This is a genomic window from Gammaproteobacteria bacterium, from assembly GCA_014075255.1.
Lineage (GTDB): Bacteria > Pseudomonadota > Gammaproteobacteria > UBA4575 > UBA4575 > JABDMD01.
On the sequence record CP046178.1, the window covers coordinates 349,264 to 364,911 of the forward strand.

General features: G+C 37.9%; 13 protein-coding genes and 1 pseudogene. 11 read left to right on the forward strand and 3 right to left on the reverse strand.

The window, feature by feature from the left end:
* Positions 1-6: 6 nt before the first annotated feature.
* The 7 genes from pssA (at position 7) to cmoB (ending at position 7,565) form a co-directional block, all read left to right on the forward strand.
* Positions 7-807 carry a CDP-diacylglycerol--serine O-phosphatidyltransferase gene (gene pssA / locus GKR92_01765; GenBank protein ID QMU60491.1) on the forward strand — a complete coding sequence of 267 codons (801 nt, stop codon included), beginning with the start codon at positions 7-9 and terminating at the stop codon, positions 805-807.
* Between the two features lie 440 nt (positions 808-1,247).
* Positions 1,248-2,792, forward strand: a complete 1,545-nt coding sequence (locus GKR92_01770) for a 2-isopropylmalate synthase (GenBank protein ID QMU60492.1) — start codon at positions 1,248-1,250, stop codon at positions 2,790-2,792.
* A gap of 24 nt (positions 2,793-2,816) precedes the next feature.
* Complete coding sequence (locus tag GKR92_01775; GenBank protein QMU60493.1) at positions 2,817-3,560, forward strand: uracil-DNA glycosylase; 744 nt, start codon at positions 2,817-2,819, stop codon at positions 3,558-3,560.
* 101 nt (positions 3,561-3,661) lie between these two features.
* A complete protein-coding gene (rimI, locus tag GKR92_01780; GenBank protein ID QMU62683.1) occupies positions 3,662-4,090 on the forward strand; it encodes a ribosomal-protein-alanine N-acetyltransferase in 429 nt (142 codons plus the stop codon).
* Positions 4,091-4,189: 99 nt separating this feature from the next.
* A complete protein-coding gene (locus tag GKR92_01785) occupies positions 4,190-5,803 on the forward strand; it encodes a peptide chain release factor 3 (protein QMU60494.1) in 1,614 nt (537 codons plus the stop codon).
* Positions 5,804-5,824: 21 nt separating this feature from the next.
* On the forward strand, positions 5,825-6,574 hold the full coding sequence (gene cmoA / locus GKR92_01790) for a carboxy-S-adenosyl-L-methionine synthase CmoA (protein ID QMU60495.1): 750 nt from the start codon (positions 5,825-5,827) through the stop codon (positions 6,572-6,574).
* 7 nt (positions 6,575-6,581) lie between these two features.
* On the forward strand, positions 6,582-7,565 hold the full coding sequence (gene cmoB / locus GKR92_01795) for a tRNA 5-methoxyuridine(34)/uridine 5-oxyacetic acid(34) synthase CmoB (GenBank protein QMU60496.1): 984 nt from the start codon (positions 6,582-6,584) through the stop codon (positions 7,563-7,565).
* Here the strand turns inward: cmoB and GKR92_01800 are convergent.
* From GKR92_01800 to GKR92_01810, 3 genes and pseudogenes are all read right to left on the reverse strand, one after another.
* Positions 7,562-8,841 (reverse strand): annotated as a pseudogene (locus GKR92_01800) (NAD(P)/FAD-dependent oxidoreductase). The gene cmoB and the pseudogene GKR92_01800 sit on opposite strands and share 4 nt — an antisense overlap.
* A gap of 154 nt (positions 8,842-8,995) precedes the next feature.
* Complete coding sequence (locus tag GKR92_01805; GenBank protein QMU60497.1) at positions 8,996-11,818, reverse strand: EAL domain-containing protein; 2,823 nt, start codon at positions 11,816-11,818, stop codon at positions 8,996-8,998.
* Between the two features lie 12 nt (positions 11,819-11,830).
* Positions 11,831-12,319: a prepilin-type N-terminal cleavage/methylation domain-containing protein gene (locus GKR92_01810; protein QMU60498.1), complete on the reverse strand. Its 489-nt coding sequence runs from the start codon at positions 12,317-12,319 to the stop codon at positions 11,831-11,833.
* A 356-nt stretch (positions 12,320-12,675) separates the two neighbouring features.
* Between GKR92_01810 and GKR92_01815 the strand changes: the two genes are divergently transcribed.
* The 4 genes from GKR92_01815 to pilO all read left to right on the forward strand — a co-directional run bounded on the left by GKR92_01815 (position 12,676) and on the right by pilO (position 15,608).
* Complete coding sequence (locus GKR92_01815) at positions 12,676-13,188, forward strand: prepilin-type N-terminal cleavage/methylation domain-containing protein (GenBank protein QMU60499.1); 513 nt, start codon at positions 12,676-12,678, stop codon at positions 13,186-13,188.
* 65 nt (positions 13,189-13,253) lie between these two features.
* Positions 13,254-14,417, forward strand: coding sequence for a hypothetical protein (locus tag GKR92_01820; GenBank protein ID QMU60500.1), 1,164 nt, complete (start codon positions 13,254-13,256; stop codon positions 14,415-14,417).
* On the forward strand, positions 14,410-15,054 hold the full coding sequence (locus tag GKR92_01825; protein ID QMU60501.1) for a hypothetical protein: 645 nt from the start codon (positions 14,410-14,412) through the stop codon (positions 15,052-15,054). Before GKR92_01820 ends, GKR92_01825 begins: the two co-directional genes overlap by 8 nt.
* A 2-nt stretch (positions 15,055-15,056) precedes the next feature.
* Complete coding sequence (gene pilO / locus GKR92_01830; GenBank protein ID QMU60502.1) at positions 15,057-15,608, forward strand: type 4a pilus biogenesis protein PilO; 552 nt, start codon at positions 15,057-15,059, stop codon at positions 15,606-15,608.
* Positions 15,609-15,648 lie beyond the last annotated feature (40 nt).

Consider the following 15,648-nt stretch of genomic DNA (forward strand, 5'->3'; position numbering starts at 1 on the left):
AAAAGAATGAATGAGATAAAACAAAAGCCGCGTAGAGGCATTTATTTATTACCGAATTTGCTGACGACGGGAGCATTGTTTGCAGGTTTTTACGCCATTATTGCTTCAACAGCGGATCGATTTGAGCATGCTGCCATTGCGATTGTAGTAGCTATGCTGTTGGATGGTTTTGATGGCCGTGTTGCGAGGATGACACAAACTAGTACAGAATTTGGTTCTCAGTATGACAGTCTTTCTGACATGGTCTCATTCGGAGTGGCGCCTGCACTAGTGATGTATTTTTGGGCATTGATCCACTTTCAAGGTTATCCGGTGATGTCTAAGCTGGGTTGGTTAGCTGCATTTTTCTATACGGCAGCAGCAGCGTTACGTTTAGCTAGATTCAACACGCGAATTGGTGAAGATAACAAAAGATATTTCCAGGGATTGCCTAGTCCGGCTGCGGCAGCGGCGATGGTTGGATTTATTTGGGTATGCCATGACTTGCAATTATCGCGTGCGGATTTTGCAATACCAGCATTAGTTGTCACTATCTTATTAGGTGCAGCAATGGTGAGTAACTTTAGCTACTACAGTTTTAAAGATATAAGCCCAAGCGAGCGAGTGCCATTTTATGCGTTACTCGCGATAGTAATTGGGTTTATTTTGGCTTCCTTGGACACACCAAAACTGTTTTTTGCATTATTTGCAGTGTATGCATTATCTGGACCGATAACCCATGTGATCCGTTTAAGACGCAAGCGTCAACAACGTTTGCAAGATGGGCAGAATCCAGAAATAGACAAGAAAAAGTCTAGCAGTACGTGAAAATAAGCTATATATCCGATTTAAGCTTACCGTTGGTAATTTTGGTATAGAAATATCTAGTTTATACCGCTATATTGCACTCATGGATAAGACGTTCTCAAAATATATGCGTAACAATACTATGGTTGCTTCTAGCACATTAGTATCTACTATCGCACTCCTACCTTTATTTCTTCTGCCGCAGTAGCGGCTAATCTATGCCTGGCGAGGCAATACGTACAACCAATATTATTCTCATGTCTACTTAGTAGACATTTCTCTTATATTTTTTATAGGTCTTTGATTGCAGAATAATTTTGTATTATTTTTCTTGTATATTATTTTGGTAAAGATTTTATAAGTCAGATTCTATAGAATTCTATGGATACAAAGAGTGAAATGGATGAGAAAGTGTTTTGTATTAACACTAGGAAATAGTGTGTTTTTTTAGGAGTAGTACGGTGGCAAGCAAAGAAAAGTTAATAATATTTGATACAACCTTGCGTGATGGCGAGCAAAGCCCGGGTGCGTCCATGACGCGGGATGAAAAAGTTAGAATTGCTAAATCTTTAGAGCGTATGAAAGTCGATATCATTGAAGCAGGGTTTCCAATGGCGAGTATAGGGGACTTCGAGTCGGTTCAAGCAGTCGCGGATGCAGTTAAAGACAGCACAATTTGTGGCTTAGCACGTGCGCTAGATCGAGATATCGATCGTGTGGGTGAAGCTTTAAAGCCTGCAAACTCCTCAAGAATTCATACGTTCATTGCTACTTCACCGATACATATGAAAAGTAAGTTACGTATGACAGAAGATCAAGTGGTAGAACAAGCAATAGCTGCCGTGAAACGTGCTAGAGGTTTTACTGATAACGTAGAATTTTCACCAGAAGATGCTGGTCGTTCAGAATTTGAGTTCTTGTGTAGAGTCATTGAGTCGGCAATCAAAGCGGGTGCGAATACTATAAATATTCCAGACACAGTGGGGTATAACATACCACACCAGTTTGGTAGTTTGGTTGGGCGCTTAATCGAAAATATTCCTAATTCTGATCAAGCAGTTTTTTCGGTACATTGTCATAATGATTTAGGATTAGCCGTTGCTAATTCTTTGTCCGCAGTATTGCATGGAGCGCGACAAGTGGAATGTACGATTAATGGTTTAGGTGAGCGCGCAGGTAACGCATCATTGGAAGAAGTGGTAATGACAGTGCAAACGCGCCAAGATGTATTTGATTGCAAAACTAATCTTGATACTACACAAATCGTTCCTACTTCACGCATGGTGTCGACCATTACTGGTTTTCCTGTACAGCCTAATAAGGCCATTGTGGGAGCAAATGCGTTCGCACATGAATCCGGTATACATCAAGACGGCGTACTTAAAGCGCGAGAGACTTATGAGATTATGCGTGCAGAAGATGTGGGGTGGGCAGCTAATAAAATAATTTTGGGAAAACATTCTGGTCGGAATGCATTTAAAACTCGCTTAGAAGAATTAGGCGTTAGTTTTGAAAGTGAAGAAGAATTAAATAGTGCTTTCACTAATTTTAAAGATTTAGCGGATCGAAAACATGAGATCTATGATGAAGATTTGCATGCTTTAGTTTCGGACACAGCCTATGAAGAAAATGAATATTGTAAATTAGTAACCTTAACGGCGCATTCAGAATCAGGTAAAACTCCACATGCAGAAATAACATTATCAGTAGACGGCAAAGAAGAAACAGCCTCCTCGAATGGAGGTGGGCCAGTTGATGCAACATTCTGTGCGATAGAAGAAATTGTTGCTAGCCAAGCACAATTACAGCTTTATTCGGTAAATAATATTACAACAGGAACGGACTCACAAGGTGAAGTAACGGTGCGCTTACAAAAAGCAGGAAGAATAGTTAATGGACATGGCTCAGATACGGATATCGTAATGGCTTCGGCGAAAGCATATTTACATGCTTTAAATAAACTTGTTGTTCCTGAAGAGCGGCAACATCCGCAACATCATGTATAAGGACTGATTAGTACTAAATAAGTTATGAACGAAGATAAACGTCTTTACTACCTTGAGCAAATGGGTGTGCAGACATGGCTTTCTAATCAGCATGTTGCAGAATCTGAGAATATTGAAGTGCAAGAGCATGTTCAAGCAATAGCCATACAAGAAAATTTAAGTGTAGAGCAGCAGCATGCTGCTTCAAGTTTGGATGAACTAAAACAAACTGTTTCTAATTGCACTAAATGTGAATTGCATCGAACGCGCACACAAACCGTATTTGGAGTAGGGCATCCTGCAGCAGACTGGCTGATTATTGGTGAAGCGCCTGGAGCAGATGAAGATCGTATCGGCGAACCTTTTGTGGGTAGAGCAGGGCAGTTACTTACTAGTATGTTGCGTGCGATGGGCTTAGCGCGTGAGGAAGTATTTATTGCAAATATATTAAAATGCAGACCACCAAATAATAGAGATCCTCAAGCAAATGAAATCAATAGTTGTGGCTCTTATCTGCGCCAGCAAATTGAACTCATACAACCAAAGATTATTCTAGTAGTGGGCAGAATTGCAGCGCAATCGTTATTGAATGTCGACACACCCATCGGCAAAATGCGCGGCCAAAAATTTATCTATCAAGATACAGATATTCCAGTTGTTGCTACTTACCATCCTGCCTACTTGCTGCGTAGCCCACAACAAAAACGCAGTGCTTGGGAAGATTTGAAATTTGCGCTTGAGGTGTTTTCTCATCAGGTTTCATCCCACAAGACAGCTGAATCTAGCTAATTATCGGTTTTTTTTGAGCGAATAATGCCTTATTAACTCGAATAAACTACACTTTCACTATGAGTGCAGTTTTTGAGTATCCAATTGAGACCTACCGTCTAATGACAGCGCATGATCTTCCTGCTGTTATGGAAATTGAGCACCGTAGTTATGATTTTCCATGGACCGAAGGAATATTTCATGACTGTATGCGGTTTGGCTACTCATCTTGGGTGACTGAAATAGATCGAGATATCATCGGCTATGCAGTTATGTCTTTGGCGGTTCAAGAGTGTCATATTCTTAATCTTTGCATAGATCCTAAGTTGCAGGGCCAAGGCATAGGTAGACGGTTGTTGCTGGAATTGCTAGATATAGCACGTGTACGTGAAGCAGATACTGCTTTTTTAGAAGTTAGGCCAAGCAATGTGCAGGCATTATCACTATATTTTTCTGAAGGCTTTAATGAAATTGGCAGTCGAAGAGACTATTACCCAGCAAAATTTGGCCGGGAAGATGCGGTAATTCTCGCAAAAGCACTTACTAAATAAACTAAATCACCATTCTTTCCTGTAGTAACGACCAACGTTTCGTTATAATCGCGCGCTTTCGGCTACTAAAAACCTAATCTAAACTTTAGAACCATCACTGTGAACGAACATCAGAAGCAAACCGCTAAGCGTCGAACTTTTGCAATCATCTCTCATCCAGATGCTGGCAAAACCACGATTACTGAAAAGCTTTTATTATTTAGTGGTGCTATCCAATTGGCCGGTTCGGTAAAAGGTCGTAAAGCTGCACGTCATGCAACATCAGATTGGATGGAGATGGAGCAACAACGTGGAATCTCGATCACGAGTTCTGTTATGCAGTTCGACTATAAAGATTGCATCGTTAACTTACTAGATACACCGGGGCACGCAGACTTTTCTGAAGATACGTATCGAACACTCACTGCAGTCGACTCCGCCCTCATGGTAATCGACAATGCGAAAGGTGTAGAGGAGCGAACCATTAAATTAATGGAGGTGTGTCGGTTGCGAGATACACCTATTGTCACTTTCATTAATAAACTCGATCGTGATGGTCGAGAGCCCATTGAGTTGTTGGATGAAGTCGAAAGTATTTTAAAAATAAAATGTGCACCTATTACTTGGCCGATTGGTATGGGTAAGCTTTTTAAAGGTGTTTTCAACTTATTGAATAATTCTGTACATCTTTATAATCCTAACCACCAGGGAAGAATACAAACTGGTGAAATTATTGAAGGATTAGATAATCCGCGATTAGATGAGTTATTGGGTGATCAGGCACAAGAGTTGCGAGATGAGATTGAGCTTGTGCAAGGTGCGAGCCATGAGTTTGATCAACAGGCTTATTTAAAAGGTGAAATGACACCAGTATTCTTTGGTTCTGCAATTAACAATTTTGGTGTAGCGGAATTATTGGAAAAATTTGTTGAATATGCTCCTGCGCCACAACCCAGGGTAGCCAACCTTACAGAAATTGAGACCAGGGATGTGCTAGCAGATGAAGAAAAGTTCTCCGGATTTGTTTTCAAAATTCAGGCCAATATGGATCCGAAGCATCGAGACCGACTGGCTTTTTTGCGTATCTGCTCAGGCAGTTTTCAAAAGGGCATGAAATTGACGAATGTGCGTCTCGATCGTGAAGTTAAAATTGGTGATGCATTAACGTTTATTGCTAAGGACCGTGAACATGTGGACCGGGCTTATCCAGGCGATATTATTGGTCTGCATAATCATGGAACGATACGAATTGGTGATTCTTTTACACAAGGTGAGCGCTTGGCATTTACTGGAGTGCCTAATTTTGCCCCCGAGTTATTTCGTCGAGCACAGTTAAAAGATCCCTTAAAAATGAAGGCTTTACAGAAAGGTCTTATACAACTATGTGAGGAAGGTGCAACGCAGCTTTTTCGCCCTCTAACCAATAATGACCTAATATTAGGTGCCGTGGGTGTGCTGCAATTTGAGGTTGTTCAACATCGCTTAAAACATGAATACAATGTTGAGTGTAAATTTGAAGCAGTTAATGTGCAAACGGCTCGTTGGGTAAGCAGTGACGATGAGAAGGAGTTTATCAAGTTCAAGAATAAGACTGAGCTCAATTTGGCTGTGGATCATGGTGATGAATTAGTCTATATCGCGCCAACACGAGTAAATCTTCAAATGGCACTAGAGAAATGGCCAAATATTGAATTTCGAGCTACTCGTGAGCACAGTACAATTTCTGAACAGTAAATGTTGATTGGGTAAATACCAATGTCTAGCTCTGATAAAGATCGCATTTACGCTTCTAAACAAGACAAAGTGGAGGACTTTGCCTTCGACGAATATGTAGCAGGCGTATTTGCCGATATGATTCAACGATCGGTTCCAGGGTATACCGCACTGAATCAGTTACTGCCGCTTGTTGCTAATCAATTCATACAGCCGAATTCAAATGTATACGATCTAGGCTGTTCTTTGGGTGAAGCTTCTATCTCTATTGCAAAGTCGATGACCAAGACGATGGCTAGGGAAAATGTAAATATTTTTGCGGTAGATAACTCAATTGCCATGATTAGACAATTGCAAGAAAGACTTGCAAGTATTCATTTAGAAGCTCTTATTTGTCCCTTGCAAGACGACGTAACCGAAGTTGAGATAAATAATGGGTCGTTTGCAATACTAAATTATACATTGCAGTTTGTAGAGCGTTCCAAAAGAGATGCTCTGATAAAAAGTATATGCAAAGGTTTGAATGCGGGTGGTGCATTATTGTTGTCTGAGAAAATCACTCACCAAGACGAAAATGAAGATGCGTTGATGCAGCGATTGCATGAAAACTTTAAACGTCAAAATGATTATAGTGAGATGGAAATCAGTCAAAAACGTGAAGCGTTAGAAAATGTATTGAAACGTGATACGCATGAGCAACACATAGAGAGGTTGCATCAAGCTGGATTTTCTAAAGTATCTATTTTGACTAAATACCTTAATTTTGTTTCTTACTTAGCCATAAAAGATTAACAATGTAATGATTTCTCCCGATCGTGAAGCGTTAGTTTCTGCACTAAAGGATTCGAAACTAAAAGAACAGCAAATTGAAATTCTCACTTTGCTTGATGAGAAGTATGAAAATCCCAAGCATGGTCACTTTAAAGATTGGCGGAATACTTATGAATCGCTACCGGTGCTTAATTCAACTGAAACTGATTTTCATCAAGATACAATTATAATTGGAAACCCTGATGACATTGCGTTGAATGAAATAGATTCATTTGAAAAAAAACTAAAAGAGTTAAGTCCTTGGCGCAAAGGGCCATTTACGGTATTTGGGATTCATATCGATACAGAATGGCGCAGCGATTGGAAATGGTCGCGAATTGCATCGAAGCTAGATCTAAAAGATAAGCTGGTGCTAGATATTGGTTGTGGTAACGGCTATTACGCATTACGTATGCAGGCTATGGGTGCGGAATTGGTGTTAGGCATAGATCCAAGTTGGCACTATGTGTTCCAGTTTCATGCTTTACAAAAATATTCTACTGTCCCTCAACAAGCTTTTGTTCTGCCATTTGCTTTCGAAGAGCTGCCAGAAAACTCCCCGAGTTTTGATACTATATTCTCTATGGGAGTGTTGTATCACCGTCAAGAGCCGCAGCAACATCTAAATCAAGTCTATAGTAAGTTGCAACAGGGCGGTCAATTCATTCTTGAAACGCTCATTATTAATGATCCGGATGCGGATGTGCTAATTCCAAACGACCGTTATGCAAATATGCGAAATGTTTGGGCTCTTCCTAGTATCGATGTATTAAAAGTATGGCTATCGGAAGCAGGATTTGTAGATATCAATGTAGTGGATACTACGATGACGACAGTAGAGGAGCAGCGTCAGACTGAATGGATGACTAGATATTCATTAGAACAAGCATTGAATCCAGACGACCATAGCCTGACAGTGGAAGGCTACCAGGCACCATTGCGGACCACTATTATAGCCGAGAAAGGAGCTTAATTACTTTTCTTTTTGAGTAGAGGTTGGGGATCAGTTTGAGTAATTAATCGTGCTCCTCGATCACCTTTGAAATAAATCCATAGCCAGTGCATTGCGACAACAATGCGATTACGCACACCTATTAAAAAGTAGATGTGGGCAATACCCCAAAGCCACCAAGCAAATCTGCCGCGTGCCTTCATCCAACCTATATCAAATACTGCTGCACGTTTGCCTATAGTGGCTAAGTCACCATAATGTTTATAGCGAAACGGATTGCTAGCAGTTTGGCCTTTAAGTCGTGCTGCAATGTTTTTGCTACGTATTGACCTTGCTGCTTAGCTGCTGGAGCTATGCCAGGTACCTGTTTACCATGTTCGTCATTTATAGTTGCAGTATCTCCGATAACAAATACTTCTGCATGATTCGCTAATGTTAAATCAGATTCAACCATTACTCGGTTTACATGATCGGTTTCTGCTTCTAGCCAATCTGCAGCAGGTGAGGCTTGCACGCCAGCAGCCCATAAGATAGTTTTTGATGGCAATTTGTTGTCCCCAAAAACTACCCCTAACACATTGCAGTCTGTCACAGGTTTTCCAAGTTCAACTTCGACACCTAAATTTTCTAATGCATCCATAGCATAAGCAGACAAGTTTTCTTCAAAACTAGGTAAAACGCGTGTGGCAGCTTCGATTAAAATCACTCGTGTTTCTTTGGTATCTATATTTCGAAACTCGCCGCTCAACGTATGATGTGCAAGTTCCGCTATAGTTCCTGCTAATTCAACGCCGGTGGGTCCGCCACCTATGACAACAAAACATAATAAGGCTGCACGATGCTCAACATCGGTCTCTCTTTCTGCCTTTTCAAATGCAATCAAAATCTTTTGGCGAATACTAGTTGCATCTTCTAATACTTTTAGGCCGGGCGCATGTTCTGCCCATTCGTCATGTCCAAAATAGGCATGACGTGCCCCAGTGGCTAAAACTAATGTATCGTATTCAATAGAATCATCATTTTCTAGAATTACTTTCTTGTTTTGTTTATCAATATTGATCACTTTCGCTAATAAAGTGGTGATCTCGTTGCGCTTGCGCAATAAATGTCGAATCGGCCAAGCAATTTCGGAAGGAGCGAGTAACGCAGTGGCTGCCTGATAAAGTAGTGGTTGAAACAAATGATAATTATGTTGATCTATGAGCGTAATTCGAACATTAGCTCCCTTGAGATGATGTGCAGTTTGTATACCACCAAAACCAGCACCAACAATTACTACATGATGTAAATTAGTCATTAAGCGTTATTCTATAGTATTAATCTCCGTGCATTCTATGCCTACTTTTAGGCATAGAAGAGGTTATTGAAAACACTATATCTACCAGTTGGGAGAAAGAAATTGTCGCAATTGAGTTGTCACAATTTCCAGAGCAGTAAGAAATTGCTTAAATTCAAGAACCTAGCACATTGTTTCTAAAGTCTTCTAAGTTAATGATTGCTGTTTTTGAATAGTTCATGATCTCTTTAGCTAGTTTTGGTTTGCTTATGAAATAGCCTTGCGCTATATCGCAGCCAAGAGTTTTTAGAACATTTAATTGTTCAACTGTTTCAATACCTTCTGCAATAACAGTTTTATCTAATGATTTTGCCATAACAATTATAGCTTTGACGATCGCTACAGATTCTTTGTCTTTATGAATATCGTCAATAAATAATTTATCAATTTTTAATGTTTGTACGGGCAAGTTTTTTAAATAGCTTAAAGAAGAATATCCTTTTCCAAAGTCATCAATAGAAATACTAATGCCTAGTTTATTTAAATTATGTAATTTATTAAGAATATTGGCGTTATCACTTAAAAATATACTTTCAGTAATTTCAAACTCTATGTTTGTAGTGTGTATATCAAAATCAGAAATAAGCATTTCAACTTCGCTTATAAAATTTTCATGACTTAATTGTCGAGGCGATATGTTTATTGATAGTTTAGATAGCGAATGACCTTCTAGTTGCCAGTCTTTACATTGCTTTAGTGCTGCTTGTATTGCCCATATGCCGAGTGGAACTATAAAACCGCTCTCTTCTGCATAGGATATAAATTTCTCTGGGCAAATATGTCCTTTTGTACTATGCTCCCAGCGCATAAGTGTTTCTGCCCCATAAATATCACCTGTTTCAATATTTATTTGAGGTTGGTAAACCATATAAACTTCTTGGTTCTCTATACTATGGAAAAGATCTGCTTCTAGTGAAGCTTTTTCTAGTATGTCAGCCTGCATAGCGTCAGAGAAGAATAAATATCTGCCTCGCCCTTTTTGTTTAGCCTTATACATTGCAATATCTGCTTTTTGTAATACTTCATCCCAGTTTCTACCGTCTTGTGGGTAAACTGTAATGCCTATACTGGCTCCAATATATTGCTCGTAGCTATGTATAGTAAATAATCTAGAGAGCTGACTAATAATTTCATTGGCAGTATTAGTTATGTGGCTGGAATCGATAGTGAAAGGATATAAGATAACAAATTCATCTCCTCCATAACGCGACACAAAACCTATATCATCTACGCACGATTGAATTCGTGCTGAGGCCTCGATCAGTAATTTGTCGCCAATTTCGTGTCCTTGTGAGTCATTGATTACTTTAAATCTATCTAAATCAATAAATAGAACTGCTACTTTTTGATTGTCATTTTTTTGTGACATTTTTAGAAAAGTTTCAGATAATAACTGGCGGTTAGGTAAGCCGGTTAAATCATCAAAATTAGCTTGCTTAACCAACCTTTCTTCGCGTTCTATAGCATTTAAAGCCACATTAACTCTTCCTGTATAATTGCTTAATTGCTCCATGCTTTCTTTGTTGAGCTGTGGCAAGTATTCATGGCCGATTATTATTAAGGCTGTTGTTTTTTGGTCTTGCTTAACTGCAATGGTTGTAATGTAGTTAGAATGTACAGCATCTAACCATTCAAACGTATTTAACTTATCACGTTCAAGTGTTCGAACATATGAATCAGTATGGTCTAGTAACATGTCTATATCTATATCATTTATGTTTACTGGATAAACTGAATCAATTTTATTATCTGTCTTGCTGTAAGAATATAAATTTCCATTTATCTCATTTTTATTATCTAAAAGTATTACTGAGGCATAGTTATATATAAGATAATCTTCTAAGTTCTTAAAGATTGCCTGAATCACTTTGTTTTTATTCATGGTTGTTAGAATAGCTCTGTCGAGATTAGACATGGCTGTCATTACAGTGAACTGTCTGGCTAGTTCTGTTGACATAGAGTTAAATGAATCGCCTAACTGCTGAAATTCATCCCCAGTATTGAAGTCTACTTTTCCCTTAAAGTCACGTTTCGCAATCTTTCTTGTCAATAAAGAAAGTTTTTCTAATGGCACTAATATTTTAGATATTTGGTTAATACTAATCAATGTGACTACAAGTATTGAAAGTAGTAATAAAGGAATCAGTAAATTACCAAATGACTTGATAGACGCAATAGCTACGGCGTTAGGAATTGTGTAATAAATAATCCAACTTTCAGCATTATAGCTTCCGTTTAAAAATAATTCCCATGATGCTACGATATAATTTTTGTCATCTATGTCTATCGTATAGGTTTCAATATCGTGATTAAAGTATTTAGTATAATTAGATAGAGTAGTTGTATTTAGAGAGCTATTTGAGCAATTTAATAAGCCTATACCATCTGCTACAACACATGCATCATCATCTCCTGCAAAATTATCCATATCGCCGAATATATATTCTTTATTAACATCACCTGATAGTAAAAAAGTTGTATCTACTGTATTTATTAGTCTGCTGAAGTTAATTGTAATATCGTCATTATCATTGTTTACTGTTATTTTCGTATTACCTTCTAGTAAATGTTTATAGGCAGAATTATTAAAACTTAAATTGTTAGAATAGACTTTAATATTTTCAAATAATGGGGTGTTGGAAGAGTCAATTTCTTGGAAAATTTGATTGATCTCGAAATTTATATAATTTGTATCAATTAAACTTTCACCTAGGCCATTAAGCTGGCTCTCTGCAACTAGAATCCGATCAAATATAGCCATTCCATATGACTTACTCTCTAAGCTTAAGTGCTTATGCTTTTGCTGTGTGAGTAGGTTGGTTACATAGTTGTACGTGACAATTCCTGTTATAGATACAGGTAAAATGGCTGCAAGAAAAAAAAGAATGAATATTCTTTTTGCTACTTTGCTCTTGGTAAACGCAAATTGAATTTGCATAAAAAATAGGTATTAGTAATCTTCTGCTTTACCAACAAAGCCGCCATCGCGACCGCGAATGATATCGTCTTTACTGTGATTAGCGGTTAACGGCCAAGCACTTCTTCCATCTTCGCCTTTACTGTAAAGATCATAATCACTATTAATGGGCACTAACGAATGATCTTTTCTTCTATGTCCTGGTGGAACTACATCATGGTTTGCGTATACATATGGGTTGTCCCAAGGATCTTTCATGCCATCCATACCGATATCAGCTAAAGAATTCGGCAAACTTCCATAGGAAAGCTCATAATCTTCAATTGTGAATTGAATAACTACTAGGTCTTTTTCGGCTCGCCCATCTTCAACACGTGTTGTGTAATCTTGGTAGGTTGGTACAGCAACCATCATAATAATACCAGCGATTGCTAATGCAATCATCAGTTCTACTATGGTAAACCCATTAATACGAATTTTACGCATTCGTAAGTTATGACCAATTTTAATTATCTGTTTCACTGCTTGATAACATCCGTGTTCAAATTGCACTTGATAATTTATATCATGGTATTTTATTAGAATATTTAGTTACATAAAGTGACTTTGTAACCAGGATGATCTATTTGTCTGGTTAGATGTATAAAAGGTCTATTTATAGGAATAAATGGCACTAAATTAATGAATTGAATATTCAATTTTAGATCGAATCCTTAATCGAAAATTCCCAAATTAATTATTCTTTAATAAGCGCCATGTGTAGTGTTATTTGTTGCGTTCACTCTAGAATTTAGTCCGTTTGTATAAAGATTGTAAGGTATGTGTCGATACCTCTTCTAGCTGTGCATGCAAAGATAACAATTAGAGGAAATTGACAAATGGATATTCAACTATCTAATACAACAAAAGGCTTCACCCTTGTGGAACTTTTAATTGTAGTGATCATATTAGCGATCTTAGCCGCGATTATTGTGCCACAGTTTTCAGCTAGCACTAATGATGCAAAGGCTGCAGCTTTGCAATCAAATTTAGCAAACTTGCGTTCATCCATTGAATTTTATTATCAAGAGCATGGTGAATATCCTGGTGCAAATATCGCCACTGGTGCGACCTGTGGAAGCGGTGCTGCCGTAGGTACCGGTGCTGCGAATAGTCAAGAAGCGCTCATTGCTCAACTCACTCGTTATACCAATGACGCAGGACTTGCGTGTACAGGTAAAGATGCCACTTTCAAATACGGGCCCTATTTAAAAGGTGCAATTCCAGATAACCCTGAAGGCACGAGCAACACCATTGTGGTGGTGAGTGCAGGCGTATTAGGTCTTGCATCTGCAGCAGCAGGTGGCTGGCGATACGATACTGTCACCGGTGAATTTATTGCAGATAACTAATCGCTTAACACCCCAAATAGAGTTAGTACGGGCATGCATGTTAAGGACGACATTAATTATTAAACATGATTTCTTTGCAATCATTTTCTCGTCGTGTTCAAACTTCTGTTCCATGGACAGAAACGGGTCTTATAGGTGTCGACTTTTCGATTGATAACATTAATTTAGTTCAATTAGGAACCATGATTAATGGAAAAGTGGGGCTAAGATCATGTTGTTCAATCAAGTATGAAAAATCACGTGAAGAATTATTGTCTTCTCCAAAAAATCTTCGCCCAATATTGCATCAAGTTATAAAAGAACATGGATTTAAAGGGAAAAATATTATTTCATCTATGCCATCAAGTGATGTGCGAATATATTCGATTAACTATACAAAGTCTAAGAATAGTGACGACAGTGAATCGATCTTACAAGCATTACAAGGCCGTATAGACGAAGATCTATCTCAATATGTAATCGATTATTTACCCGTTCGATCTGATGATAAGCATGGTGAGCAACTGGCGCTTGTTGCACTCGTTAAACAAGATTTAGTGATTTCATATTTAGAATTGTTGCGCAATTCAGGTTTGCATGTAGAAGCTTTAGAGATAAGGCCAGCAGCTATTAAGCGTTTGGTGTATTCAATACATCAAAAGCAGAATTATCAAAACGTCTTAGTAATAAACTTCGGCAATGATAAGAGTTATTTGACGGTTACTTCAGGACGAAGATTATTATTTGATCATCAAATTAATTTTGGCGTTAAGGCACTTGTTGAAAAGATGTCTAATGTTTTAGAGATGCCCCATGAAGCAACACTGGGACTTATGCATAAGCATGGTTTTGAGATTGGAAATGGGTCTAGCTCAGGTTCAGGTTCAGATTCAAATTCAAGCTCTCCTCAATCTACATACATAGATGAAGATGTCACTAAAACACTACTCGATATCGCGAAGCCGATATTCTCAGAGTTAATAGATGAAATTAATAGAATACTTATATTTGCAGCATCAGAAAACCAAGGTGAGTCGATAACCAATATATTTCTTTTAGGCAGTCTTGCGCATATAAAAGGTGTGGATGATTATCTAGATAAAAAATTAAACATATCCGTTCAATCTTTATCTGACCCTTTAGCATCCTTTCGTAATGCTAGTTCGCAAGAAATATTTGAAGAAATGTCTACACCGGATATGGCAATTGCTACAGGCTTGGCACTAAAAGGGTTGGTAAACAATGAGTGAGATAGATTTGATTCCTACAGTATATCGCGAGCATGTATGGAAGCTACACGCTCTTAAGTTATTTGGGTTCATTATTTTATGTGTGTTTATTGTGGTAAGTGTTGCTTATGGAGCATTAGAGCATGTAAAAAATGAAACAAATTTAGAGATAATAAAATTATCCAAAATTAAAGAAATTACTTCACAGCAACGTGATAATCTCAGGCTGCTACGTGGAGAAAAGAAAGAATTAATTTATCAGTGGGCTTTGTTAAGTGGATTAAGAAGCGCTGTAGATGCTGAAGACTTGTTTGTTGCTATCGATGTTGCCATTCAGGATGTAGACATATGGTTTACAAGTATGAAATTTCAACGTACTGAGATAGAGGTAGAAGAAGAAAATTTAGTTAATACGGGTTATTTCTTAATTGTAACCTCAGATCAGGAAAAACAATCGTTGGCGATTGGCACAAAGATGCTAATTTCAGGCCAAGCTTCTAATCATTCTACATTGTCATCTTTTGTAAATAATTTGTTAGATCAGTCAGAAATATTAGATGCAAAAGTACTTGAAACTTCTTCAAATAAAAGAAACAAGACAAAGTCTGTAAATTTTAATTTGGCTATAACGGTTAACCTGGAAAATAAAATAAGTTAATCATGCAAGTCTTAAATCAATTAAATCAAAAAACATTTTTACTGATGATGGTTGGGTCGATTTTTCTGCTAGTTGCTGCTTCGTCTGCATATGGTATTTGGCCGCAAATTAAGGATATAAAAACAGGATTAATGACACGAAATGAAATGAAAGAATTGGTTTCTAATAAAGATAAATTGGATGAACAACAGCTGAAGTTAGCTCAAGAGGTAAAAGAAATTAAGCACAACTTGAGAGGTGATATGGCTGATTTGCCTGAAAAGAAAATGGAGGCATTCATTATTGGCGAATTGCACAATATTTCATGGAATCACGATATCAACTTAATAGGAGTAAAGCCTGTTCAAGGCAATCAAATACAGATGTTTCAAGAAATATTATTTAATGTACAACTTTCAGGAGGATATTTTGACTTGTATAAGTGGCTACATGAGCTAAGAGCTCAGTTGGGTTTTATTGTGATAAAAAGTTTGGAGCTAAACACAATTAATAATAATGACAATAACTCAATACTGTTAATGAAATTAACCATAGCGTCATATAAGGGTCTCTAGAATGAAGGTTAAGTTCTTTACCTTATTGGCAATCGTGAGT

Bases quoted from the DNA above. Each gene is read 5' to 3' on its own strand.
- pssA (QMU60491.1), top strand. From the start codon at position 7: ATGAATGAGATAAAACAAAAGCCGCGTAGAGGCATTTATTTATTACCG.
- GKR92_01815 (QMU60499.1), top strand. From the start codon at position 12,676: ATGGATATTCAACTATCTAATACAACAAAAGGCTTCACCCTTGTGGAA.
- GKR92_01825 (QMU60501.1), top strand. From the start codon at position 14,410: ATGAGTGAGATAGATTTGATTCCTACAGTATATCGCGAGCATGTATGG.
- cmoA (QMU60495.1), top strand. From the start codon at position 5,825: ATGTCTAGCTCTGATAAAGATCGCATTTACGCTTCTAAACAAGACAAA.
- GKR92_01820 (QMU60500.1), top strand. From the start codon at position 13,254: ATGATTTCTTTGCAATCATTTTCTCGTCGTGTTCAAACTTCTGTTCCA.
- rimI (QMU62683.1), top strand. From the start codon at position 3,662: ATGACAGCGCATGATCTTCCTGCTGTTATGGAAATTGAGCACCGTAGT.
- GKR92_01775 (QMU60493.1), top strand. From the start codon at position 2,817: ATGAACGAAGATAAACGTCTTTACTACCTTGAGCAAATGGGTGTGCAG.
- pilO (QMU60502.1), top strand. From the start codon at position 15,057: ATGCAAGTCTTAAATCAATTAAATCAAAAAACATTTTTACTGATGATG.
- cmoB (QMU60496.1), top strand. From the start codon at position 6,582: ATGATTTCTCCCGATCGTGAAGCGTTAGTTTCTGCACTAAAGGATTCG.
- GKR92_01805 (QMU60497.1), bottom strand. From the start codon at position 11,818: ATGCAAATTCAATTTGCGTTTACCAAGAGCAAAGTAGCAAAAAGAATA.